General features: G+C 50.6%; 19 protein-coding genes. 2 read left to right on the forward strand and 17 right to left on the reverse strand.

Features of this window, described 5'->3' with window-relative positions; all coding sequences use genetic code 11:
* Positions 1 to 88: 88 nt before the first annotated feature.
* From kynA to TH30_RS20640, 8 genes are read right to left on the reverse strand one after another with little or no spacing between them, the layout of a single operon-like run.
* A complete protein-coding gene (gene kynA, locus TH30_RS20605) occupies positions 89 to 934 on the reverse strand; it encodes a tryptophan 2,3-dioxygenase (RefSeq protein ID WP_114099965.1) in 846 nt (281 codons plus the stop codon).
* A 2-nt stretch (positions 935 to 936) separates the two neighbouring features.
* On the reverse strand, positions 937 to 2,130 hold the full coding sequence (gene kynU / locus TH30_RS20610) for a kynureninase (RefSeq protein WP_114099966.1): 1,194 nt from the start codon (positions 2,128 to 2,130) through the stop codon (positions 937 to 939).
* Positions 2,127 to 3,752, reverse strand: a complete 1,626-nt coding sequence (locus tag TH30_RS20615; RefSeq protein ID WP_114099967.1) for an AMP-binding protein — start codon at positions 3,750 to 3,752, stop codon at positions 2,127 to 2,129. Before TH30_RS20615 ends, kynU begins: the two co-directional genes overlap by 4 nt.
* Positions 3,753 to 3,774: 22 nt before the next feature.
* Positions 3,775 to 4,929, reverse strand: a complete 1,155-nt coding sequence (locus tag TH30_RS20620) for an acyl-CoA dehydrogenase family protein (RefSeq protein WP_114099968.1) — start codon at positions 4,927 to 4,929, stop codon at positions 3,775 to 3,777.
* A complete protein-coding gene (locus tag TH30_RS20625; protein WP_114099969.1) occupies positions 4,929 to 5,741 on the reverse strand; it encodes an enoyl-CoA hydratase family protein in 813 nt (270 codons plus the stop codon). Before TH30_RS20625 ends, TH30_RS20620 begins: the two co-directional genes overlap by 1 nt.
* Positions 5,734 to 6,228, reverse strand: a complete 495-nt coding sequence (locus TH30_RS20630; RefSeq protein WP_258548810.1) for a MarR family winged helix-turn-helix transcriptional regulator — start codon at positions 6,226 to 6,228, stop codon at positions 5,734 to 5,736. The genes TH30_RS20625 and TH30_RS20630 overlap by 8 nt, the downstream gene beginning before the upstream one ends.
* A gap of 2 nt (positions 6,229 to 6,230) precedes the next feature.
* Positions 6,231 to 6,989 (reverse strand): SDR family NAD(P)-dependent oxidoreductase, encoded by a 759-nt coding sequence (locus TH30_RS20635; RefSeq protein ID WP_114099971.1) that lies wholly within the window; start codon positions 6,987 to 6,989, stop codon positions 6,231 to 6,233.
* 6 nt (positions 6,990 to 6,995) lie between these two features.
* Positions 6,996 to 9,290, reverse strand: a complete 2,295-nt coding sequence (locus TH30_RS20640) for a bifunctional salicylyl-CoA 5-hydroxylase/oxidoreductase (RefSeq protein WP_114099972.1) — start codon at positions 9,288 to 9,290, stop codon at positions 6,996 to 6,998.
* A gap of 203 nt (positions 9,291 to 9,493) precedes the next feature.
* Here TH30_RS20640 and TH30_RS20645 point away from each other — a divergent pair, with 203 nt between their 5' ends.
* Both TH30_RS20645 and TH30_RS20650 read left to right on the forward strand, forming a co-directional pair.
* Complete coding sequence (locus tag TH30_RS20645; RefSeq protein WP_114099973.1) at positions 9,494 to 10,330, forward strand: alpha/beta hydrolase; 837 nt, start codon at positions 9,494 to 9,496, stop codon at positions 10,328 to 10,330.
* A gap of 1 nt (position 10,331) precedes the next feature.
* Positions 10,332 to 12,293: a 3-hydroxyacyl-CoA dehydrogenase NAD-binding domain-containing protein gene (locus TH30_RS20650; protein ID WP_114099974.1), complete on the forward strand. Its 1,962-nt coding sequence runs from the start codon at positions 10,332 to 10,334 to the stop codon at positions 12,291 to 12,293.
* Positions 12,294 to 12,403: 110 nt separating this feature from the next.
* Here the strand turns inward: TH30_RS20650 and TH30_RS20655 are convergent, their stop codons facing one another.
* The 9 genes from TH30_RS20655 to TH30_RS20695 form a co-directional block, all read right to left on the reverse strand.
* Positions 12,404 to 14,242: an ABC transporter ATP-binding protein gene (locus TH30_RS20655; RefSeq protein WP_114099975.1), complete on the reverse strand. Its 1,839-nt coding sequence runs from the start codon at positions 14,240 to 14,242 to the stop codon at positions 12,404 to 12,406.
* Positions 14,235 to 15,746 carry a glycosyltransferase family protein gene (locus TH30_RS20660; protein WP_114099976.1) on the reverse strand — a complete coding sequence of 504 codons (1,512 nt, stop codon included), beginning with the start codon at positions 15,744 to 15,746 and terminating at the stop codon, positions 14,235 to 14,237. Before TH30_RS20660 ends, TH30_RS20655 begins: the two co-directional genes overlap by 8 nt.
* Positions 15,747 to 15,749: 3 nt before the next feature.
* On the reverse strand, positions 15,750 to 16,766 hold the full coding sequence (gene rfbB, locus TH30_RS20665) for a dTDP-glucose 4,6-dehydratase (RefSeq protein WP_114099977.1): 1,017 nt from the start codon (positions 16,764 to 16,766) through the stop codon (positions 15,750 to 15,752).
* A 133-nt stretch (positions 16,767 to 16,899) separates the two neighbouring features.
* Complete coding sequence (locus TH30_RS20670) at positions 16,900 to 17,844, reverse strand: GNAT family N-acetyltransferase (RefSeq protein WP_114099978.1); 945 nt, start codon at positions 17,842 to 17,844, stop codon at positions 16,900 to 16,902.
* Positions 17,841 to 18,677, reverse strand: a complete 837-nt coding sequence (locus tag TH30_RS20675) for a formyltransferase family protein (RefSeq protein WP_147252101.1) — start codon at positions 18,675 to 18,677, stop codon at positions 17,841 to 17,843. Before TH30_RS20675 ends, TH30_RS20670 begins: the two co-directional genes overlap by 4 nt.
* Complete coding sequence (locus tag TH30_RS20680) at positions 18,674 to 19,648, reverse strand: hypothetical protein (RefSeq protein ID WP_114099980.1); 975 nt, start codon at positions 19,646 to 19,648, stop codon at positions 18,674 to 18,676. Before TH30_RS20680 ends, TH30_RS20675 begins: the two co-directional genes overlap by 4 nt.
* Before the next feature lie 17 nt (positions 19,649 to 19,665).
* The gene (locus TH30_RS20685; protein WP_114099981.1) at positions 19,666 to 20,610 is read right to left on the reverse strand and encodes a glycosyltransferase; all 945 of its coding nucleotides are present in this window, start codon (positions 20,608 to 20,610) and stop codon (positions 19,666 to 19,668) included.
* A 72-nt stretch (positions 20,611 to 20,682) separates the two neighbouring features.
* Positions 20,683 to 22,218: a DegT/DnrJ/EryC1/StrS family aminotransferase gene (locus tag TH30_RS20690; protein WP_114099982.1), complete on the reverse strand. Its 1,536-nt coding sequence runs from the start codon at positions 22,216 to 22,218 to the stop codon at positions 20,683 to 20,685.
* A gap of 3 nt (positions 22,219 to 22,221) precedes the next feature.
* Entirely contained in the window at positions 22,222 to 23,100 is an 879-nt protein-coding gene (locus tag TH30_RS20695; RefSeq protein WP_114099983.1) for a sugar nucleotidyltransferase, read from the reverse strand.
* Positions 23,101 to 24,014 lie beyond the last annotated feature (914 nt).

Raw genomic sequence — 24,014 nt, forward strand, 5'->3', positions numbered from 1 at the left:
ACGACATTTATGTCTTTTTGCGTCGTGGTTCTTGTGAACCTGATGCCTGCCCCTGATTTTGCAGTATTTGCATCGGGTCCGTCCATCCTCAAAGCGTGGTTCTTACTCGCCAGAGTTCCGGAAACAGTTCAACTTCCAGCATTTTCTTGAGGTAACTGACCCCACCCGTTCCACCGGTCCCGCGTTTAAAGCCAATCACGCGTTCGACCGTGGTCACGTGGTTAAAGCGCCACCGCCGGAAGTAATCTTCGAAATCGACCAGCTTTTCAGCCAGTTCATAAAGCGACCAGTGTTTCGCCGGGTCGCTGTAAACCTTGTGCCAGGCAGCAATCACTGCATCGTCCGGAATATAGGGTGCCGATACATCGCGGTTCAGGATGTGATCGGGAAGCTCAATTCCCTCGGCCGCGACAAGGTTGAGGGCCTCGTCATACAGACTGGGTGTTGCCAGTTCGGTCTTGAGCATTTCCAGAATGTCTTCACGATGCGCATGTGGACGCAACATCGCGTGATTGCGATTGCCCAGGATGAATTCGATCTGGCGATACTGATAGGACTGGAACCCGGATGACGGGCCAAGCGCATCACGAAATGTCGTGTAATCGCTTGGCGTCATCGTGCGCAAAACATCCCATGCATTATTGAGCTGTTCGAAAATACGTGAAACACGCGCAAGCATCTTGAAGGCCGGGCGCAGATCGCCCCCCCGGATGGCGTTGCGGGCCGCACCGATTTCGCGGATCGCAAGCTTCATCCACAATTCGGACGTCTGATGCTGAATGATGAACAGCAATTCATCATGGGCGTCAGAGTGCGGATGCTGGGCCGTCAGGATCGCATCAAGTGACAGATAATCGCCATAAGACATCTGATCGGAGAAATCCGTCCGGGCACCTTCGGTACTGGGATCATAAGGTTTGGTTGGCTTTGCCATGATCAGGTCACCGCATTGCGTTTATGAAATTCCGGCTTGTCCCAAGCCTTTGCTTCCATGATTTCGGCAAGGATTTTGACCGCACCATCGACATCTGCATTGTCGATATAAAGCGGGGTAAAGCCAAAACGGATGACGTCAGGTGCTCTGAAATCACCAATCACACCGCGCGCAATCAGGGCCTGCATCACCGCATAGCCCTGATCGAACTTGAACGACACCTGTGATCCACGGCGTTCCGCATCACGCGGGCTTGCCAGTTCAAGCATCGGACAGGATGCCTCGACACCTGCGATGAACTGTTCGCAAAGCTCGATGCTGCGCGCACGGATATCGGACATTTCAATACCGTCCCACGCCTTCATTGCTTCTTCGAGAACGGTCATCTGGATCACGGGCGGTGTGCCAACACGCATGCGCGACACGTCCGGTGCCGGGGTGTAGTCCGGATCAAAGGCAAAAGGTGCGGCATGGCCAAGCCAGCCTGAAAGTGCCGGGCGCGCAACCTTGGCATGATCCGGGCGGACATAGATAAAGGCCGGTGCACCGGGGCCACCATTCAGATATTTGTAAGTGCAACCCACCGCGAAATCTGCATTGCAACCGGCCAGATCAACCGGAACCGCACCCGCCGAATGGGCCAGATCCCAGATCACCAATGCACCAGCCGCATGCGCCAGTTCGGTGATGCGTTTCATGTCATGCATGCGGCCCGTGCGGTAATCCACCTGGGTCAACATCAACACTGCCAGATCTTCATTGATCAAGCTTTCGACATCTTCGGGGTTTGGCGTTTTAAGGACATGGCCCTTATCAAGACTTTTGATCAGGCCATCCGCCATATAAAGATCGGTCGGGAAATTGCCGTTGTCCGAAACAACAACCTTGCGATCCGGGCGCATTTCAAGCGCACTTGCCAGCGCCTGATAAACCTTGATCGACAGGGTGTCGCCCATCACCACCGTACCGGGTGCCGCCCCGATCAAACGGGCGACAAGATTGCCGACACGTTCGGGTTGCTCCATCCATTTGGCTTCGTTCCAGCCCCGGATAAGCATTTCCCCCCATTCCTTTTCAATCATCTCCTTGGCACGGTTAGCCGCCGTTTTCGGCAGCATGCCAAGCGAGTTCCCGTCAAGGTAAATGATACCTTCGGGAATATGGAACAGGGATTTGGTGGCGGCAAAGTCGGTCATGCAGACATTTCCTGTTTAAGTCTGAAGCGCTGGATTTTTCCAGTCGCGGTTTTGGGCAATGTCTCGATAAAGACAACGGAGCGCGGGTATTTGAACGGCGCGATCGTCGCTTTTACATGATCCTGAAGCTGTTTGGCCATCTCGGGTGTCGGGTGGAAACCATCCGCCAGCACGATATGGGCCTGAACGATGGTGCCACGATCTTCGTCAGGGGCACCGATCACCGCGCATTCGGCCACCGCTTCATGGGATAGCAAGGCGGATTCGACCTCTGGTCCGGCAATGTTATAGCCCGACGAGACGATCATATCGTCATTGCGTGCGGCAAAATGGTAGTAGCCATTTTCATCAACAAAGAATGCATCCCCGGTCAGGTTCCAGCCATCGCGCACATAGACCGCCTGACGAACATCATCAAGGTAACGACAGCCCGTCGGGCCCCGCACCGCAAGACGGCCAACCGTGCCTACCGGTACTTCGTTCATGTCATGATCAACGATCTTGGCTTCGTACCCGTGCACCGGACGGCCGGTACAGGCCGGGTGGCTGTCGCCAAAACGGTTGGAGATAAAGATATGGAGCATCTCGGTCGCGCCAATACCATCAAGCATCGGTTTGCCGGTTTTGGCCATCCATGCCTCATACACCGGGGCTGGAAGGGTTTCACCGGCAGAAACAGCCGCGCGCAGCGATGACAGATCAGCACCGTCTTCCATGGCCGAAAGCATCACACGATAAGCCGTCGGCGCGGTAAAACAGACCGTTGCCTTATAGGTTTCAATGATTTCGATCATGTTGGGCGGGGATGCTTTTTCAAGCAGCGTCGCTGTTGCCCCGAAACGCAGCGGGAAGATCGCAAGACCACCAAGCCCGAAGGTAAAGGCAAGCGGCGGGGAGCCGACAAATACGTCGTCTGGCGTAACGTTCAGGACTTCCTTGGCATAACCATCGGCAATGATCAGAAGATCACGGTGAAAATGCATGGTGGCCTTGGGGCTTCCGGTGGTGCCCGATGTAAAGCCAAGCAGTGCAACATCATCACGCCCGGTTTTGACCGCCTCGAATTTGACCGATTTGGTCAGGGCAATGCGATCAAGTTCGGCATCATGGTTGGCGGTCCCATCAAAACCGATGACCTTTTTCAAGAACTTGCTGTCCTTCGCACAGGCAACCAGTTCATCCATCAGACGGGTATCGCAAAGGGCAAATTCGATTTCGGCCTTGTCAACGATCTGGCCCAGTTCACCCGCACGCAGCATCGGCATGGTATTGACCACAACCGCACCGGCCTTGGTCGCAGCCAACCAGCAGGCCACCATTGCCGGATTATTGGCCGAACGGATCAGAACGCGATTACCCGGCTTGATGCCATAATCTTCGACCAGCGCATGGGCAATACGGTTGGTCCAGTCAGCCAGTTCCTTGTAGGTTCGCTGGCGACCATTTCCGATCAGGGCGGTATTATCCCCGAAACCCTGTTCGACCATTTTGTCGGTCAGCTCAACACCGGCATTCAGATATTCAGGATAGTCGAACCCATCCAGATTGATTTCCGGCCATTCATTGAGCGGCGGGAGCTTGTCCCGTGTGAAGCTATCGGTATGTGCGGTTGGTCCGAGCATTGTGAAGTCCCTGATACAGCCATTATTGCGCCAGCGTTTGCCGTGCGATGATTATTTTCTGGACGTCAGACGCGCCTTCATAAATGCGAAGGGCGCGAATTTCCCGGTATAGCGATTCAACGATGTGGCCGCTGCGCACACCATCGCCGCCATGAATTTGCACCGCCTTATCAATGACGGTTTGTGCATGATCGGTTGAATAAAGTTTTGCCATCGCGGCTTCGCGACTGACGCGCGCAGCCCCGCTGTCTTTGAGCCATGCGGCGCGATAGACCAGAAGTGCGCTGGCATCTATATCAAGTGCCATATCCGCCACATGCCCTTGCACCATCTGAAGATCAAATAACGGTGCACCAAACAGTTCGCGTTCCTGAACACGCTTGATGGTTTCATCAAGGGCACGACGGGCAAAGCCAAGGGCAGCTGCCGCCACGGTCGAACGGAAGACATCAAGAACCGACATGGCAATCTTGAAACCGTCCCCACCCTTGCCAATCAGGCTTGAAGCCGGAATACGGCAATCAGTGAATTTCAGGCGCGCAAGCGGGTGCGGGGCAATGGTGTGCAGACGTTCGGCAATCTCGAACCCTGGAATATTGGCCGGGATCACAAATGCCGAAAGCCCCTTTGCACCGGGTGCTTCGCCGGTCCGCGCAAACACGCAATAGAAATCGGCTATGCCGCCATTGGAGATCCAGGTTTTCTCACCATTCAGGACAAACGCGTCGCCATCGCGCTTTGCATCAAGCGCGATATTGGCAACATCCGATCCTGATTGCGGTTCGGTCAGGGCGAAGGCAGCGATCCCTTTGCCGGTACGTACTTTTGGAAGCCACTCCCCCCGGGTGGCATCAGAACCGAACAAAGAGATCGCGCCACTCCCCAGCCCCTGCATTGCAAATGCAAAGTCGGCCAGCCCGTCATAGCGCGCAAGTGTCTCGCGGATCAGGCAAAGTGATCTGACATCCAATTTTGAATTCGGATCGGTATGATCAATCGCGGCATGGCGAAGCCACGCACCGTCGGCCAGACGCGCGACGAGATCGCGGCATGCTGCATCGACGTCACTGTGATCAATATTGTTCAGAGTGGCGCTTGCCCATGCATCAAGACGGGTCGCCAGTTCACGGTGACGATCTTCGAAAAACGGCCAGTCAAGGTAGGATGTATCCGCCATCAGTTACCCTCAAACACCGGTTTTTCCTTGGCGACAAAGGCCTTGTAGGCACGATTGAAGTCCTCGGTCTGCATGCAGATGGCCTGCGCCTGAGCTTCGGCCTCGATGGCCTGTTCAATCGACATGTTCCATTCCTGGGCCAGCATGGTTTTGGTCATCATGTGACCGAAATTCGGGCCTTGGGAAATGCGGGTTGCAAGCGCAATTGCTTCGGCCTCAAGAATATCAGCCTCGACCAGACGGTTATAGAAGCCCCAGCGTTCACCTTCCTCGGCTGACATCGAACGGCCGGTATAAAGAAGTTCGGCCGCCCGACCCTGACCGATGATACGTGGCAGGATTGCACATGCGCCCATGTCACAACCGGCAAGACCAACACGGGTAAACAGGAACGCGGTTTTGGAAGCAGACGTTGCCAGACGAAGGTCGGATGCCATGGCAATGATTGCCCCCGCACCCACACAAACGCCATCCACCGCCGCAATCACCGGCTTGCCACAGCCAATGATCGCCTTAACCAGATCACCGGTCATGCGGGTGAATTCCAGAAGTCCCTTCATGTCCTTGTCGATCAGCGGACCGATAATGTCATGCACATCCCCGCCAGAGCAGAAATTGCCACCGTTCGATCCGAACACCACGGCCTTGATATCATCGGCATAAACCAGATCGCGGAAGGTATCGCGAAGCTCGGCATAGCTCTCAAAGGTCAGCGGATTTTTACGATCCGGGCGATCCAGTGAAATGACCGCAACGTCCCCCTCCATCCGCCAATTGAAATGGGTCGGCTTGATGTTGGCCATCTTAGTCATGGTGGGGCGCCTCGTTATGGTGGGAGATGGTGCGAAGAATTCGAATAAGGGCATCGGCATCCGATGACGAAAGATCGGAAAACAGATCAGATACCCAGCTTTCATGAACCAGTGCGCGCTCGGCGAAATCCTTTTCGCCCGCTTCGGTCAGGCGCACGATGGATGCGCGTCGATCATTTTCAACCGGCAAACGGACAACCAGTCCTTCGGCGACCAGTCGATCAACGATGCCCGTGACATTGCCGTTTGACACCATCAGCGATTTGGAAAGTTCGCTCATGCGCATGCCGTCGCGTTCGCGATAAAGGGCCGCAAGAACGTCGAAACGCGGCAGGGTCGATCCGAACTCGACGCGCATTTTTTCGCGAAGTTCGCCTTCGATCTTGCGCGATACTTTCAGGATCTGAAGCCATGCCCGCAGGCGTGCCTTGGAAAGATCGGACGTTTCATTTCCGCCCTGTCCGGCAAGGCCCTGGGAATTATCCATGTTCATGCTTCTCCTCCCGACACGGAAATTGTCTGGCCGGTGATTGATCGCGCATTGGCACTGCACAGCCACATGACGGTATTTGCGACTTCGTCTGGCTGGATAAAGCGGTTCTGCGGATTGATTTTTGCAAGACTTGCGCGTGCCTGATCATGGCTCATGCCGGTTTTTGCAACGATATTTTCCACCGACTTTTCAAGCATCGGTGTTTCCATAAAGCCCGGGCAAACCGCATTGACTGTGATCGGACTGTTGGCGAGTTCAACCGCCATGCCCTTGATCAGCCCGACAACGCCGTGTTTCGCCGCGCAGTAAGCGGTGACATAGGCATAACCCTTAAGACCGGCTGTGGACGCAATCGAAATCAAGCGGCCCGGCTTGGTCTTGTCCATTACAGCCAGTCCTTCGCGGAAGGTCAGGAAAGTACCGGTCAGATTGACATCAATTGTCCGTCGCCACAGATCGACCGACGTTTTACCAATCGGTGCGCTTTCGGCCATACCGGCATTGGCAATCACCAGATCAGGTGCGCCGATGGTATTCACCATGGTGGCAAACATGTTGCGCACCGATGCTTCATCGGTCACATCGGCGGCAATTGCCGTGATATTTTCATGATGGGCGACCGCGTCAAGTACATCGACCCGACGGCCAGACACAGCAACCTTGACCCCGGCATCGGCCAGCATTCGGGCCATGACGGCCCCGACACCCGACCCGCCGCCGGTAATCAATGCACGCTGAATGGCAAGATCACCCATCACGACTTACACCTTTCCGGTCATGACATCGGCACGCTCAGCCAAACGCCACATCTGGTCACGTCCGGCATAATAGGGAGCTGGCCAGTTTTCGGTGCGATTGCCAAGATTGGCCGCCTGATGCAGCGTCCAATATGGATCAGCCAGATGCGGACGAGCCAGACAGACAAGGTCCGCACGTCCTGCCATCAGGATCGAATTGACGTGATCGGGTTCGTAAATATTGCCAACCGCCATGGTCGCCATTTTGGCTTCGTTGCGGATACGGTCCGAGAACGGAGTCTGGAACATGCGACCATAGATCGGACGGGCATCTTTGGTTGTCTGACCCGCAGAAACATCACAGATATCAACGTCATTGGCCTGAAGGATACGGGCGATTTCAACAGCCTCTTCTGGTGTTACGCCAGCATCACCAACCCAGTCATTGGCCGAAATACGTACCGACATCGGCTTGTTGGCAGGCCATGCCGCACGAACGGCATTAATGACTTCAAGCGGGTAACGCATCCGGTTTTCAAGCGATCCGCCATATTCATCAGCGCGGCTATTGCTGACCGGACTGATGAAGGATGACAGAAGATACCCATGGGCGGCATGAACCTCGATCATGTCAAATCCGGCACGATCCGCCATCCTGGTCGATGCGACGAACTGATCACGAACCAAATCCATGTCTTCGCGCGTCATGGCCTTGGGCACCGCATTGCGGTCCGACCAGGCGATGGCAGAAGCCGACAAAAGCGGCCAGTTACCGTCTTTTAGCGGGGCATCCATTTCTTCCCAGCCAAGCTGGGTCGACCCCTTGCGTCCGGAATGACCAATCTGCATGCAGATTTTGGCATCCGTTTCGGCATGGACGAAATCAGTGATCCGCTTCCATGCCGCTTCATGGGCATCATCATAAACGCCCGGGCAACCCGGCGTAATCCGCCCTTCGGGCGAGACGCAGGTCATTTCGGTGTAAACAAGTCCCGCCCCGCCTTTGGCGCGTTCCGCGTAATGGATCAGGTGCCAGTCGGTCGGACAGCCATCAACCGCCTTGTACTGCGCCATTGGCGAGACAACGATACGGTTTTTAAGTTCCATATCACGCAGCCTCAAGGGCACGAACATCGGATGACGCACCGGTTCTGATGCGGGCAATCCTGCCTTGCGCTGGAACCAGCCTTCGGCACTTTCAAGCCACTTGGCATCGCGCATACGCAAGTTCTCGTGACTGATGCGCTGTGATCTGGTCAAAAGCGAATAGGTGAACTGGACCGGATCGAAATCGAAGTAGCGTTCGATCTCCTCAAACCATTCCATGGAGTTGCGTGCCGCCGACTGCAAACGCAGAACTTCAAGGCGACGTTCATCCTCATACTTGGCAAAGGCTGATTTCAGGTCCGGCTCGGAATGCAGATAATTTGCCAGCGCAATGGCACTTTCAAGGGCAAGCTTGCTACCCGATCCGATGGAGAAATGCGCAGTTGCCGCAGCATCCCCCATCAAAACGATATTTTCATGTGACCAGCTTTTGCAAAGCACACGCGGGAAGCTTAGCCATGCAGACCCACGAATATGGTGGGCGTTGCTCATCAGGGGATGGCCGCCCAGATGATCCTTGAAAATCGCCTCGCAGGTTGCGATCGAATCTTCCTTGGACATCTCGCCAAAGCCGTATGCGTCCCAAGTTTCTTGCGAACATTCGACAATGAAGGTCGCGGTTTCATCATCAAACTGATAGGCGTGCGCCCAAACCCAGCCCTTGTCGGTCTGCTCGAAGATGAAGGTAAAGGCATCATCAAATTTCTGATGAGTGCCCAGCCAGACAAATTTGCATTTACGCGTATCGATGTCGGGCTGGAACTGATCAGAAAATTCGGTGCGGGTTTTCGAATTCAAACCATCGCAGGCAACGACAAGATCATATTGCTTGGCGTAGGTTGCCGCACTTTCGGCCTCGGTCTCGAAACGCAGATCAACGCCAAGTTCGCGGGCACGCTGCTGAAGCAGGATCAGAAGCTTTTTACGGCCAATGCCGCAGAAACCGTGACCGGTCGAAAGGGTCTTTTCACCGCGATATTGAACCGCAACATCGTCCCAATAGGAAAAGTTGGCGCGAATGGCCTCGGCACTTTTGGCATCATTGGCCGCAAGGTTGTCGAGAGTCTCGTCAGACAGCACCACGCCCCAGCCGAACGTGTCGTCGGGCTTGTTGCGCTCGATCACCACGACCTCATTGGCCGGATCTCGCAATTTCATCGAGATTGCAAAATACAGTCCCGCAGGACCACCACCCAGACAAGCTACTCTCACCAGCTTTTCCCTTCCTGATTTGTTTGGTTGTTTCGGGAAACTGATAAAACGGTACGCCTCGTTTTATTTTATTTCAAGCACAAATATTTTAAGTTTGAAATATCTTCGGATTTGCCTAGAATTTGGCCTGTAAACGAATTGTGCGCGCCTGTAGGATCCGGGCGACACGTGCCACTACACCAAACGATCAGGGATGAATTCACATGATTACCGACTGGGATGATGCCTATGCCAATGGTGACCACATTGCCAATGCCGGATCCTTTCCGGGCATGTGGGCAGAACAGTCATCCCGGTTTCGTGAAGCCCTGATCGCCGATGGTCGAGCCGAACTTGATATCGCCTATGGCACCGCAGAGCGCGAAAAATATGACCTGTTCCTGCCCCATGGAACGCCCAAGGGCTTGGTCGTATTTGTCCATGGCGGCTACTGGAAGGCGTTTGACAAATCAAGCTGGTCGCATCTTGCAAATGGTGCGGTTGCCAAAGGCTGGGCTGTTTGCCTGCCAAGTTATACCCTTGCCCCTGATGCCCGTTTGTCGCAGATCACCCGACAGGTTGCATCGGCCATCAATCATGTCGCAGCACGCATTTCCGGCCCCATTCATCTGACCGGCCATTCGGCGGGCGGGCATCTTGTCAGCCGGATGGTATCGAATACCTCACCTTTGGCGCCGCCCGTTCTTGCGCGTGTTGAAAACACAGTATCGATTTCGGGCCTGCATGATTTGCGCCCACTTTTGAACACGTCGATGAATGATGTTCTGGGCCTGGATGAAGAAGAAGCCACAACCGAAAGTGCCGCTCTTCTCAAACCGGCACTTCCCTGTTCGATCACCTGCTGGGTCGGGGCAAACGAACGTCCGGAATTTGTCCGTCAGAACGATCTTCTTGCCAATATATGGACCGGGCTTGGCGCATCGACACGTTCGGTACATGCGCCGGATAAACATCATTTCGATGTGATCGCCGATCTTGCCGATCCTGAATCTGATCTGACGGCTTGCCTTCTGACTCCGATCTGTGGCGAGGGTAACTGATATGAGTACCGTCACCCTGACCCGTGAAGGCCATATTGGCGTTATCATGATCAATAACCCGCCGATCAACGCCACCAGTCATTCTGTACGTGAAGGTATTGTTGATGCCCTTGATCAGATCGATGCCGACCCAGCCATCAATGTTGCGATCCTGATCTGTGCGGGCAAGACTTTCATCGCCGGGGCGGATGTCTCAGAATTCGGACAACCGCCCAAGGCCCCGATCCTGCCAAATGTGATCAAATGTCTTGAAGCATCGACCAAACCCGTAATCGCAGCAATTCATGGTCATGCACTGGGCGGCGGGCTTGAGGTGGCGCTGGGATGTCATTACCGGATTGCCGACAAATCCGCCAAGCTTGGCCTTCCGGAAGTCAATCTCGGCCTGATCCCCGGTGCAGGCGGGACCGTGCGCCTGCCAAGGCTTGTTCCGGTGCATGACGCCATCAGCATGATCACGTCTGGGAAACCCGTTTCAAGCACCAAGGCCAACGAAATTGGCCTGATTGATGCGATTTGCCATGGTGCACTTCTTGATGCAGCAAAGGATTTCGCCCAGACAATCCAGAAGCTTGATCTGCCGGTGCCATTGATCGCAAGGGAGCCTGTCAAAGCACCGTCCGCGGATGAATGGGATGACATCACGACCACAACCATCAAGAAAGCCCGAGGTCAGGTCGCACCTGTTGTTGCAATCGACGCAATCCGCACCGGGATTGATAAGGAAGCCCAAACCGGACTGACGTTCGAGCGCCAAAAGTTCGTTGAGCTGCGCGACAGCGACCAGTCAAAGGCCCTGCGCCATATCTTCTTTGCCGAACGTTCAGTCGGGAAGCTTCCCGAGATTGATGGTATTGCACCAAATGCTATCCGCGAAGTCGGTGTCATTGGCGGCGGCATCATGGGAGCGGGCATTGCAACAGCATCCCTTCTGGCTGGCTTTGATGTAACGATCATCGAGCGTAACGACGAAGCGTGCGCAAACGGGCGCGCCACGGTCGAAAAGCATTTATCGGGGAGTGTAAAGCGCGGGCTGATCACGCAGGATCGCTTTGATCAGTTATTGGCCGCGTTTTCAACCAGCACCGATTACGCTGCCCTTCGCAATGCCGATCTTGTGGTTGAAGCTGTTTTCGAAGACATGAATGTCAAACATGATGTGTTTGGAAAACTGTCTTTGCATTGCAAGGCTGACGCGGTTCTGGCCTCGAACACGTCCTATCTTGATATCAATGAGATTGCGGCAAAATGCGTCAATCCTGGCCGGGTCATTGGCCTTCATTTCTTCTCGCCAGCCCATATCATGAAGCTGCTTGAAGTTGTGCATACAGACAAGGCAAATGCCAAAAGCCTTGCAACAGCCTTTGCCTTTGGCCGTGCACTTGGCAAGATTGCGGTGCCTTGTGGTGTGTGTGACGGTTTTATCGGCAATCGCATCATGTCGGCCTATCGCAAGCATTGCGAATATATGCTCGAAGATGGTGCCCTTCCTCATCAGATTGACGACGCAATGGTCGAGTTCGGTTTTCCGATGGGTCTGTTTGCCATGCAGGATATGGCAGGACTTGAGATTTCCTGGGCCACACGCAAGCGCCTTGCGCCCTTCCGCGATCCGGCCGAACGCTATGTCGCACTTGGCGATTATCTCTGCGAGATGGGACGGTTTGGCAAAAAGAACGGTCTTGGCTGGTATCGCTATGACGAAACCGGCAAGGCGCAGCCGGACCCGGAAGTCGATACCCTTGTGATCGCCGAGTCAGAGAAAAAGGGCATCACCCGACGCAGCTTCAGCCATGACGAAATCACCCATACCATCCTTACCGCCATGCGCAACGAAGGCGACAAAATCGTGGCGGAAGGCGTCGCCCGCAGCCCGGATGCCATCGATGTTGTGATGGTCAACGGTTATGGCTTCCCGCGTCACAAGGGCGGCCCAATGTTTATCAGCCCCCCATATATTTGAACGGCTTACCGTACGTCTCTACGGACTCCATTGGCAGTCACTTGAGAAAAAGAAAACCCCACTGTCAGCTATCGACAGTGGGGTTAACTATAAGTTCTCTGACAGAAAACTCAGATAAAGTTCAAATTGGCCTGATCAACATATGACCTGAATGTCTCGTTGCGCTCATAAAGCTCACCGAAACGACCTTCTGACACAATTGTCCCTTTTTGCAGGAAGAACAGCGTATCGCAGTCTTTCAGGGTGGAAAGGCGATGAGCCACGGATATGATGGTCAACTTGCCTTTCAAGCGTTTGAGAACAGAAGTAATATCTGTTTCGCTTTGCATGTCCAGCGCACTGGTTGCTTCATCAAGAATAAGGATTTCGGCATCCTTGTAGAGGGCACGAGCAATTGCAAGCCTCTGACGTTGCCCTCCAGAAAGATATTTTCCGTTCTCGCCGACATTACTGTCCAAACCATGGACTGATGCTTCAGCCAAGTCGAGCAGCCCCACGTCTCCGAGCACCTCTTTTAACTTGTCGTAGTTCACCTCGTCTTTGGCAACACCAAAGGCAACGTTTTCGACAAAACTCCCATTCATGATGAACGGATGCTGATCAACAAAACCGATTAACTGACGATATGCGGCATAATTGTCCGGGCATACATCGACACCATCGACCCGGAATTTTCCATCGATATTCGTAAGAAACGTCAACAGAATATTCATCAGGGTCGTTTTACCGCTGCCAGATGCCCCAACAAACCCGTAGTGAACGCCTTTAGGAATAGTAAGGTTGATATCGCGTAAGACCTGATCCTTGTCCTTCCCGAACTTGAAGTTCAAGTTTTCAATGGTAATCGAGTTCTTGAATGGCAATGGATCAACGTCCATCTTCTCAAGCCGCGTATCGGCGGTTTGCGGGTCATATTTGGTCCCGCTGAGTCTGTCATGAAGTTCAATCAGCATGTTGATAGGCGCAATTGCCGACTTCATCATCGTAATCGATGTAATGGAGCGATTAATGATGGGGATCAAACGCATCCCGGTAACCGCCAGAATGACGATTTTCAGCGAAGACCCTTGAACATCTTGCGTTATGTAAACAAGAACGAAGAAGACCAAAAATATGGTGGAGAGAGTGATGAACTCAATCAACATTCCAGGAAGGTTCTGGATGAACTTCAAAGACAAATCAATTCTTGCTGCCATCGCTGAATGGCGATTGAAGTAACTTTCGAAGTAGCTCTCTTTCCGGCTGATAATGGTGTCTTTATGTCCTGCTATTGCCATCTGCAGGATGGAAATGATCTTCGTGCGTTCCTTGTCACTTTCCTCACCAAGAACCACAACCTTCTGCTTCCTCACACTAAGGAATATATACATCAAACCGCCACCAACAATCAGCGCGGTAACCATTGCAAACGGGCTCAACAATGCGAGAAGAGCAAGAAGAATGATCGCAGTAAGAAGCGTCTGGAGAATGGCAATCCAGTTAAACAGGTAATTCTCAACGATATAGGGTATGACACTCGATACTATATTGATCAGAGACGACGAGTCGCTTTGAAGTAGATTCTGATAGTCCGATTTTACGATTACTTTGAACATCCTGTGCGAAATCATGTTCCGCCAGCGATTAAGCACGATGAATTCGTACCTCCAAAGACCGATATTAATCAGCACCTTAAGGAAGAGCAGCCCAACCGCCACTCCGATAAGAAACATGGTGAAGGCTGCGTGAGACGAGAAGCCCCACTCATCATAGATACGTCCAAGCGGGCCAATACTCAACGCCGCATCGGGATTGATGATAAAGACAATAAGCGGGAAGATAGAGCTCATCATAACGAACTCTGCCACACTCATAGCCGCACCACCGATTACAAGTACCAATCCCTCTTTGATCGTCTGAAACTTGAAACGTTCCTGGATGTCTTTGTAATATCCAAAGAGCTTATTCATACTCTTTCGCCGAATTCTCTGTTGACTTCATACGAGCGTTTCTTACCAACACAACCAAATTGGGCCAGATGAAATGCACAGCAGATTTGCAGAAGTTGACGGTTCTGGAAACAACACGTATCCGCCTCAGAAACGCCCTCAGTGCAGCATATACTTGCAGAATAAAGATCAGGAACCTGTGCCTTGCGCCGATGGAAACTTCGCCGCGTGCCTGTAAACCTCGTTTGGTGTTCACTATCCGTCCCGCTTTGTGAACTGCGGTAATGCCGCGATAGATTTCCTGTACAGCTTGGGAAACAACGTTGGCAGTCGGTTCAACCAACACCTCTTTATAGGTTCCTTTTTCAGGCCCCGCGTTCAACTCGACACCGGTGAATTCAGAGATGATCGGGAATCTGTGTTTCCAACGGAAATTCATTTCGACAAGCTCGTTTTGCTGCGCAATTACGTCTTCACGCAATGAATTATCCTTGAGGAGCTTTCCTGCAAGATCATCAGCTTCGGCAACGGAATTAAAAACTTGCAAACTGACTTTGTCACCACAGAGCGCCTTTAAGTCACTTGAGGGCGTCGTCAACAGCGCCGAGTCAGAAGCAAGAATGTCGATAACCCGCCAAGCGAATCCTGTTGATGCCTGCGCGTGGTTAATATTCAACGACACCTTGCTACGGTTATAAATCAGCTGATTATGATGCAAGCTGTAGACCACGCGAGGATCGTAGGCATCAAGAATATCGTCGCCGAGCATACCCAAACGGTACCAGTCATCGGGCCCAAACAGATGCAATCCATGCTCAAACAAACGATGGCAGATCGACAAGCGGTCTTGACCACTTTTTCTGAACAGGATCGCATGCCCATCAAGACCTGAAAGCGTCTTAAGTGTTTCACAATATTGAGAAACTTGTGCGTCACTAAAGACACTGGTATCCAAATCGCGAACAGAGGGATGCTGCGCTAAATACTTGAATACGGTGGGTGAGGCAGAAAACGTATTTCCAATAAAGGAAATATTATAGCGTTTCTCTTCCTTGGTGCTTTTAACACCTGTAGCTGCCGGAACACGACGAACCCTGTTATCGGAAATTCCGAGCTCTCTTTTGTATACTTCAATCGCATCTGAGGCAAAAGCCAGGAAATGATACCGGTCAGCGTTTCGCTTTACGTAATCTTTATCGTTAAAGAACTGAAAAGTATCCGCTTCCCACAATGCAATCGGGCAATCAACAGCATCCTCAATTCCTTCAATGGATGAATTATTAAAGGAAATAACCAAATCCGGATTGAAGTTTATGATTTCTTCCAGAACAAGCTGGCCGATTTCGGGAGAAATCGTCGTATTGCTACCATTCCACGGACGCAACAAGTAATTCGAGGTTATTACATGAAGGACGTTATTCCCGTTTTCCAAAAGAGAGTTGATAAACCCTTCGTAGAATACTGACGTTCTGTACTTTCCGTTAACCAAAAGTCCCGAGAAATGGGTTACAACAATATTTGCCATTGACTACAGTGACCCTTTCTTAACGCCAGAAATCAACTTGTAGTAATAATCGACCGTTTCTTTCAACTTATCTTTGAAGTCTGGCGTCGGGGCAAAACCTAGTTCTCTTTTCGCCTTTGCATAGTCTACAGCGTAGCGCCAATCGTGACCTTTTCGGTCATCTACAAAAGAAATCAAAGAAGCAGCTGAGACAAAATCGTTCCCCTCTTTTGCCTTGAACTCATCGATCATCTCGCAAATTAAATGCGCCAGATCAAGGTTGCTAAGCTCGCAATCCCCGCCAAAGCAGTATGACTCGCCGATCCGGCCGGTCATAGAAGCCTTGTAAATTCCTTCGCAATGGTCTTTGACATACAGCCAGTCTCGCACATTTCCTCCGGTTCCGTAGATCGGAATAGGTGTTTCAGCGAGAGCATTGCGGATGATCGTCGGAATGAGCTTTTCTTTGTGCTGGCGCGAGCCGTAGTTATTTGAGCAGTTGGTAATTACTGCAGGAAACTTGTATGTGCGCGTCCACGCGCGCACCAATAAATCGCTTGCGGCCTTTGAAGCAGAATATGGTGAATTGGGCGCATATGCCGTCGTTTCAGTAAACGGCTCATCATCCGGTCCGAGATTCCCAAAAACTTCGTCGGTTGACACATGAATGAACTTGAAATTCTCGGGGCTTTCTTGTGCCAGATACTCCTGCGCAGCAGTAAGCAGCGCGTGAGTACCGTTAATATTGGTACTGATGAAGGCACTTGAATCATTTATCGAATTATCGACATGGCTCTCAGCCGCGAGGTGGTAAACAAACTCTACCTTATGCTGCTTCAGGAGCGAGAACACCAAGCTACGGTCAGAGATATCACCAACCACAAGTTCACATTTTCCGGTTTTCACCGCTTCATCTAGGTGCTCTTTGGTCCCTGCATATGTCAATGCATCCAGCACGATAACGTCGTGACCTTTTTCAATGAGCAAGTCGACCAAGTGACTACCGATAAAGCCAGCCCCGCCTGTTACCAAACTTTTCATAACGTCTTTATTCCCGACCAATTCATTTGCAGAGCCAACTGCTCTGGGATGTACTTACTCAAATAAGGACCCACACTGCAACCACAGTATGCTGCTTAATCAAACAAGACCTGACTCTATTTTTAATCCGACTCTAGATCACCAACTTGAAGAACTGATATGCAACGGCGCGGCAGCCAGAATATTCTTTCGTTCTGATCAGGTTTTCATTCAGATAGCGGCCATTATCTTCAGTCGAAATTCCGTAAACAAAATACTTGAAGTCCCCGTCATATCTAGAAATGAGCTCATCGACCAGATACTGCAAACTGCCCAGCTCTTTGCCTTTCTCGGAAGCAAAAGCATATTGCAATGTGGCCACCCAGTTATGTTTGTAGATGATTGCACCAGCGACCAGCTCATCCCCAAGAAACGCACCAAGCAATTCAATATTTTTGGGAAACTTTGAAGACAAATACTCAAGTTCTTCAGCAGTATGTGTTGGCTTGGTGTCGTATTTATTACGGAGACATTCCGCAACAATATCCATAAAGGCCCGATAGTCAGTCATTTCCCGCAACGACAGACCCGATTCCAGTCCCTTTTTTGCATTGCGCTTGAAGATCCTGCTTTTTGCAGCCGGCGCGCGGTAATCAAGGGCTGAACAAACGTCCACCCGATAAAGCTCCGCGTTATTACGAAACAGTGCGTAAAGGTCTTCTTCTGCCAAGCCTTGACGATAAATATGGGGAATTGCCTTGATGTACAGCTCTTTGAAATCGTGTTCTTTAAGAAACTCCCTTACATCATCGAGTATCTCAAGCATCGTGATGGTCGACATATCCGATTTATACAGGAACCCGCCAAAAGTCAGTCCCAAATGCGAGAACAGCACATCTCCATCAGAACAGGCTGGCAAAACCGCAAGAATCTGCCCGTTCGGCTTCTTACGAATCACAAGGCTATAATCGTGAAACCGGTCCGCGTGATACTCCATGTAGTCGCGGTAAAAAAGGAAATGCGAGTTCACAGCCAAACCGACAAACTCGTCCCATTCTCTCTTTGTTTTTTCTGAATATATATCAATATGGTAGTTCATAACCGCGACCCAATTTTGAATGCAACGTCAACAGGAACGTTGTTTCCGTTTTCATCCACAATCTCTTTCAAAACCAAATAACCTCCGGAGACCTTTACCCAGGCTCCTCGGCTATCAATATTGCAAACTCTACCTCGGGTTATGACATCTGCAGCAGCGCTGTATAACTCGTGCTTCTTGACAAACAACTTCTTACCTTTGTGCTCGACAAAGGGTAACGGGTAAGGCTCGACCAAGGCACGGAAAATTCGTCCGAGAAACCCAATATCCCAGGAAAAGTCGATACGGCAATCATCAAGGTTACGTTTGACACCCCAAACTATGCCTTCTGAACTTTGCGGTACACTGCCAACTGTCCCAGCAATATAATCCAACAAAACTGGACCGATCTGTTCGGTCACCGTTTCGTGAAATTCATGCATATAGTCTACAGAAGTCTTGCCGGGAACGTTCGGGCTTTTGTACTGATAGATTACAGGGCCGCTATCCATGCCGGCATCCATCTCGTGCAGCGTCCACCCAAGAAACTCCTCATCATTCAGGATACCCCAAACAACCGGATGCATTCCCCGGAAACGCGGCAACAAAGCGTAATGAATATTCAGGAATTTTTTAGATCTGAGGGTCTGCTCATCAATCAAGCGCGCATAACCCGATGACAGCACATACTGAGCGTCACTACAATCAAATCCATTGATAAAACTGTCGCATTCACGAAGCGCAATGACGTCAGGGGTGTTGGTATAAACCTCAATCCTGTCGAAGCAGGAAACCAATCCCTCATAAATTGTCTTGAGGCCCATGTTATCGCCGCAGACTATCAATCCACTCACACCGCAACTCCGTTTATGATGTCCCGCACCAAATCTGCAATTTTCTTCATGTCGCTTTCGTCATAACGCTGATCAACTGGCAGCGGGACAAGAAACTGAGACAAATGTGCTTCATACCAGGATTCAGGCACCGCATCTTTGACAGTCGCCCACCAGCGTGGGACGAAGACATGTTTCTTAACGAGGTCAGCTGTAAGGGTATCGTGTCTGACGAGCAATGGATAAACCATCGGACATTCAAAATTCGAAATATCCGGGATTTGCAACTCATTAAACTGATGCAACTCGGCGTGAAGCAAATTAAAGTTGCTTCTTCTGCGGGCTCGCACAGACGGATAGTCAATTTGTTTGAGGATTCTGGATGTTAAAGCCGACATCCGTTTAGGGCCCAAGTCGGCAAGCTCCTTCTCTGCATTCAGGTGCCCCTGATATCCTGCCCCTGCACCTCGTTCGCACCGAAGAAGCAAGGCATGGTAACGGTCAGCCGAAAAATCTCTTTCGTACGGCAGTTCAATTTCTTGCTTCGAAATCAAGTAGGCGCCGTCCGTTACCTCAAAAAATTTGCGTGGTGAGTAGCAGATTGCTGCTGCAGAGTCTGAAAAATGATAAAAGGCTTGTGTGTTATCAAGCATGATATCCACACCAGCGTATTCTTTGATGACCTCTTCACACCGGGTGTCATAAATCCCGAAATAATTTGGATATATGATCAAGTCCCCTTCCTGAGGAACCTCGTCAAAGAAGGGAACCATCCCGGACTGGAGCCGATATTTTCTTAAATTTTCCGCTTTAATTTCATCAAAAACAGAACTGCACATATAATAAGGGATAAAAACCTTACTATATTTCTTTGACCTGATTTGCTCGTGGATACAATATCTGGCCGCATTCAGTTTGAGAGAATCGGGATACAATTCTTTATTAGTATTATAAAATGGCTCTATATAACCAAAATATTCTTTTTCCAGCATAAGGCCAATCTGACAAATCAATTACACAATGACTTTAAAAACAGCCTGCATTTCTGCTTCATTATTCTAAACAGCAAACCGAAAAAGAACCCCAAATCAGACAGGCTTTGCAGCCTCGATACCGATTGCCTGACGGACGCAAACCCAAGAGAGAGTTCCTTCCGCTTGAAGTAATGAAAAGCATAGCAGAAATATAACCTGATCAATCCCTTTCTTATATCTTCAGCGTCAATCCCTTCTCTGTTTGACAACCAGTCATAGGCAATTTTCTCATAAGAAATATCAAAAACCCTTGAGAGATTCTCGGTATGTATCCGGTATGCCATAAGCGGTTTGTTGATGAATTTGAAATCACCCAAAAGCGCAATTTCAATAAGCAACAACCAGTCTGATACCCGTGGCACCTTATGAGGGAACTCGATTTTCCTCAGAACGTCGCTGCGGACCATATAAGCATTCGCACCGATGAAACATCCCAAAGACACGAGATCCTTTGCAACGGCCCCTTCCAAGGGTCTATGCATTGGGTAGTCAACATTAAACTTGGCAATATCTTTCCCCGATGCATCGTCGAAAAGCTGCATGTCATGATAACACGCCACGATATCCGGACTATCCAAAAATGCCTGTACCTGTTCCTCAATCTTTGAGCGATGCATCAAGTCATCACTGGCAAACCAGCAAAACAGATCCCCGCGGACAAGCGGAAGCAAAGACTGTGCATTTCCCGACGCACCAAGACGTTCGTTATGGACCTGCACGAATACTTTACCCTTGTATTTACGAGCGTAATCCTGAGCAATCTCTACGGAACCGTCATCACAATAGTCAATTGAAACAATCAACTCGATATTTTGATAGGTCTGATCAAGAACGCTCTCAATCGCGTCGCCGATATACTTCGCATGCCGATAGGACGTCATTCCCACAGTGACAAGAGGCAGCTCTCTGGCATATTGCATTAAAATTTTCCCACACGCCCAGCCAGTAAAATCTGGTCACCAAAGTATCACGCTTACACTGGCTCAGCGTTGTTAATCGCCAACAAGCTGCTCTAGGACGGACTTCAGAGCTGAACACACGTAATCGATTTCGCCATCCGTCAAATAAGGATCCATCGGAAGCGATATCCCTCCCTCTGCCACCTTCTCCGCCACCGGAACACTAACCGGGCTATCATAGGCCTCGGTTTTATCAATTGTGTAAGGGTAATGAATACCGGTAGAAACCTGCAATTCTGCCAAAGCGTCAATGACAGATTGACGTGCAATCCCCTTAAGCAAGACGGGGAACAGGTGCCAAACGGCCTCTCCCGCTTTTGTCACCTGAGGCAGATCAAGATAATCGGAACATTCGCCAAGACTTTCATGATATTTGGCTGCAATCTGACGGCGCCGTTCATTCCAGTCAGGCAAGAGAGACAACTTATAGCTCAAGACATTTGCCTGCAGACTATCAAGTCTGGAGTTAACGCCCTGAAGTTCGTGTTGGTATTTCACAGTACTGCCATAGTTGCACAATTTCCGAATGCGCTCTGCCAGTACCGGATCGTCGGTCGTAACCGCCCCACCATCGCCCAAAGCTCCCAGATTTTTAGTCGGGTAGAAACTGAAAGCAGCGGCATGGCCAAGTGAACCTATTTTTTTCCCTTTATAGGTAGCGCCGTGTGCCTGCGCTGCATCCTCAAGAACAAACAGGCCATGCTTGTTTGCAAGGGCAACAATTGGATCCATATCGGCAGGAATGCCGTACAGATGAACGACAATAATCGCCCGGGTTTTCGGAGTGATGTTACTTTCTATCCCGCCAATATCGATTGAATAAGTTCCCTCCAAACAATCAACAAAGACCGGCTTGGCCCCGACACTCGACACAGCTAGTGCCGTCGCGATAAAGGAATTGGCGGGCACAATTACTTCATCATTTTCACCAATTCCAGCTGCCCTAAGAGCCAAAGTCAGGGCATCCAGACCATTTCCGCAACCAATCGCGAACTCTGTCTCACAGAAGTCAGCAAATCGCAGCTCGAATTCCCGGCAAGCTTTACCAAGAACAAGTTCGTTTGACGCCACAGTTGCATCGAAGATTTTGCTGAGATCCGCTTTCAACGTCTCGTGGCAGCGATCAAGTGCAACGAACGGCACAGAGTTGATCTGACCTTTCGCGGCCAGCCACTCCTTAAACTGACCGTAGTCTCGGATGTAATCACCCTCATCATACAGTTCAGATGCCAATACACTTAGTACACTGTCCGGCTTAAGTGAGATGTCTCTCCAATATCCAGGGGGAACAAGAACTCCCTCTTTCCCGGGCACCAGGGTAAATCTGAACTCTCCGCCAAGACCTTCAAACTTAAGGTCCACCTCGCCACCAAGACACACCATAAACTGCCACAGTTCCTTGTGAGCGTGACTTCCTCGCTCGACCGGCGCATCAGAGCTGGACAAGACATATTGTCGCTTTGCCAGAAAATTGAACTCTCCACCACATTCCGCAATGGAAAGCGCAAATCCGTCTTTATGATGTGATTGAATTGCCACTGTATGAGGGACAACAATATTTGACTGCACGGTTTAACTACCTGAAAGCTTTAATAAATAATCAACATAGTCCGAAGACTTAAGCTGTTTCATTTGTTCGTAAAGTTGCTCTTTGGAAATATTCCCCACATGAAGGGATGCTTCCTCGGGACTTCCTATCAGGAGCCCCGTATAGCTTTGGTTAAGACGGACAAAATTACACGCATCATTGAGTGCCTCAAATACACCTGCATCAATCCAGAAATCTCCACGAGTAAAATTGCGGGCCTTCAGCCTGCCTTCCTGAAGATACAAGTTATTCAGGTCCGTAATCTCGAGTTCACCCCTATGGCTGGATTCCAGAGACTTGGTTTTCTCAACAACTGTTTCATCATAAATATACAAGCCAACAGCAGCGATGCTTGTCTTGGGCTCCATCGGTTTTTCGACCAGTGACAGAACCTTTCCAGTTTCAGGATCGCTTTCGATAATCCCGAATCTCTGTGGATCAGGTACAGAGTAGCCGAAAATTGTAGCACCCTCATTAGCCTGTATCGCCCCCTGGAAGAACTTCCGGAAAGCAGATTTGTAAAACAGGTTATCACCAAGAATAAGGACAGACGGGCTACCTGCGAGAAACTCCTCAGCAATCAAAAATGCCTGCGCAATGCCAGCAGGTGTCTCCTGCACTGCATATTCAATTGAAATCCCGAAGCGGCTACCATCACCCAAACCACTTTTTATCAAATCCAAATCACGGGGAGTGCTAATAACCAATACTTCGGTAATGCCGCCAAGAATGAGCGTCGTCAACGGATAGTAGATCATCGGCTTGTCATAGATCGGGAATAGCTGTTTGCAAACAAAGCCACTGGAGGGATAAAGCCTGGTGCCGGAGCCCCCTGCCAAAATAATTCCCTTATATCCGTTCATCGTTCTTCCTTGTTCCCAGAAGTTTTTGGGTTAAAACCCCAGTCAAATGGCGACATTTCAGCGACATGCCCGAGGTCAAAATCGATACTTAATTCCATCTCGAAAGTCAAAGAAATAGACATTCGCGTTATTCACAACGCATCAAGTAAAACCATTGATAACAACTCGCACTTGATCCTCAGAATTCATTTTTTTAAATTCTGAATAAACCAGCACCTTCCGTTCAAAGTTATCGCAGGCATAATCCGCTCAATATCTGGTTCAGTTCACCCTCAAAAAGATCTCACCAGCCTGCAGCAAGCGCTGTTTAACAGAAATTCCCCCTGCACGTATATTCTTTAAATTGCAGAATTCGCAGTTTACAACTATCTCCTGTAGTCACTCCCATATCCACCTAGCTTACTTACCAGACATTTAAAACCCGCCACGAGGGCGAGCCGGCAACGGTTAGATATCTTGATGCCTCACGAAAGCAGTCTGCGCGCGGCTGTCGCCGTGCTCAACCTTCAGACTAAAATCGCTCCACTGGAGCGATTTCTTCACAGCCTTTCTCAGGACTTACGCGCACCCACCGGGTGCACGGTTCCTTCGAAACCATCAAGTTATGAGAAGGCTCATAACACAGGAAGACCGCAGGTTCTTTGCGAAGCTGGCGTATGCCAAATGCTGACCCAAGACTAAAACGACAAAACCCCGCCGGATGGCGGGGTTTGTTCGTTTTGGTTGCGGGGGCAGGATTAGCGCTCGCTTTGCTCGCTCAGCTCCGGCCTTTGGCCTCCGCAAAGAACCTTTAAGCAAACAGGCTATGGCCTGTTTGCGAGGTTCAGATCCACAGCCCCGGCGACAAATAAAAAAAGCGGCCCCGTAAGGGACCGCCTTTTTCATTGGTTGCGGGGGCAGGATTTGAACCTGCG

The sequence above is a fragment of the Thalassospira profundimaris genome (genome assembly GCF_003326795.1).
Lineage (GTDB): Bacteria > Pseudomonadota > Alphaproteobacteria > Rhodospirillales > Thalassospiraceae > Thalassospira > Thalassospira profundimaris_C.

What these genes read in the sequence shown, in the direction of transcription:
- TH30_RS20670 (WP_114099978.1), bottom strand. Translation starts at nt 17,844, where the DNA reads ATGAACTACCATATTGATATATATTCAGAAAAAACAAAGAGAGAATGG.
- kynA (WP_114099965.1), bottom strand. Translation starts at nt 934, where the DNA reads ATGGCAAAGCCAACCAAACCTTATGATCCCAGTACCGAAGGTGCCCGG.
- TH30_RS20635 (WP_114099971.1), bottom strand. Translation starts at nt 6,989, where the DNA reads ATGGGTGATCTTGCCATTCAGCGTGCATTGATTACCGGCGGCGGGTCG.
- TH30_RS20685 (WP_114099981.1), bottom strand. Translation starts at nt 20,610, where the DNA reads ATGCAATATGCCAGAGAGCTGCCTCTTGTCACTGTGGGAATGACGTCC.
- TH30_RS20660 (WP_114099976.1), bottom strand. Translation starts at nt 15,746, where the DNA reads ATGGCAAATATTGTTGTAACCCATTTCTCGGGACTTTTGGTTAACGGA.
- TH30_RS20650 (WP_114099974.1), top strand. Translation starts at nt 10,332, where the DNA reads ATGAGTACCGTCACCCTGACCCGTGAAGGCCATATTGGCGTTATCATG.
- TH30_RS20695 (WP_114099983.1), bottom strand. Translation starts at nt 23,100, where the DNA reads ATGAACGGATATAAGGGAATTATTTTGGCAGGGGGCTCCGGCACCAGG.
- TH30_RS20655 (WP_114099975.1), bottom strand. Translation starts at nt 14,242, where the DNA reads ATGAATAAGCTCTTTGGATATTACAAAGACATCCAGGAACGTTTCAAG.
- TH30_RS20615 (WP_114099967.1), bottom strand. Translation starts at nt 3,752, where the DNA reads ATGCTCGGACCAACCGCACATACCGATAGCTTCACACGGGACAAGCTC.
- TH30_RS20620 (WP_114099968.1), bottom strand. Translation starts at nt 4,929, where the DNA reads ATGGCGGATACATCCTACCTTGACTGGCCGTTTTTCGAAGATCGTCAC.
- kynU (WP_114099966.1), bottom strand. Translation starts at nt 2,130, where the DNA reads ATGACCGACTTTGCCGCCACCAAATCCCTGTTCCATATTCCCGAAGGT.
- TH30_RS20630 (WP_258548810.1), bottom strand. Translation starts at nt 6,228, where the DNA reads ATGGATAATTCCCAGGGCCTTGCCGGACAGGGCGGAAATGAAACGTCC.
- rfbB (WP_114099977.1), bottom strand. Translation starts at nt 16,766, where the DNA reads ATGAAAAGTTTGGTAACAGGCGGGGCTGGCTTTATCGGTAGTCACTTG.
- TH30_RS20625 (WP_114099969.1), bottom strand. Translation starts at nt 5,741, where the DNA reads ATGACTAAGATGGCCAACATCAAGCCGACCCATTTCAATTGGCGGATG.
- TH30_RS20680 (WP_114099980.1), bottom strand. Translation starts at nt 19,648, where the DNA reads ATGCTGGAAAAAGAATATTTTGGTTATATAGAGCCATTTTATAATACT.
- TH30_RS20645 (WP_114099973.1), top strand. Translation starts at nt 9,494, where the DNA reads ATGATTACCGACTGGGATGATGCCTATGCCAATGGTGACCACATTGCC.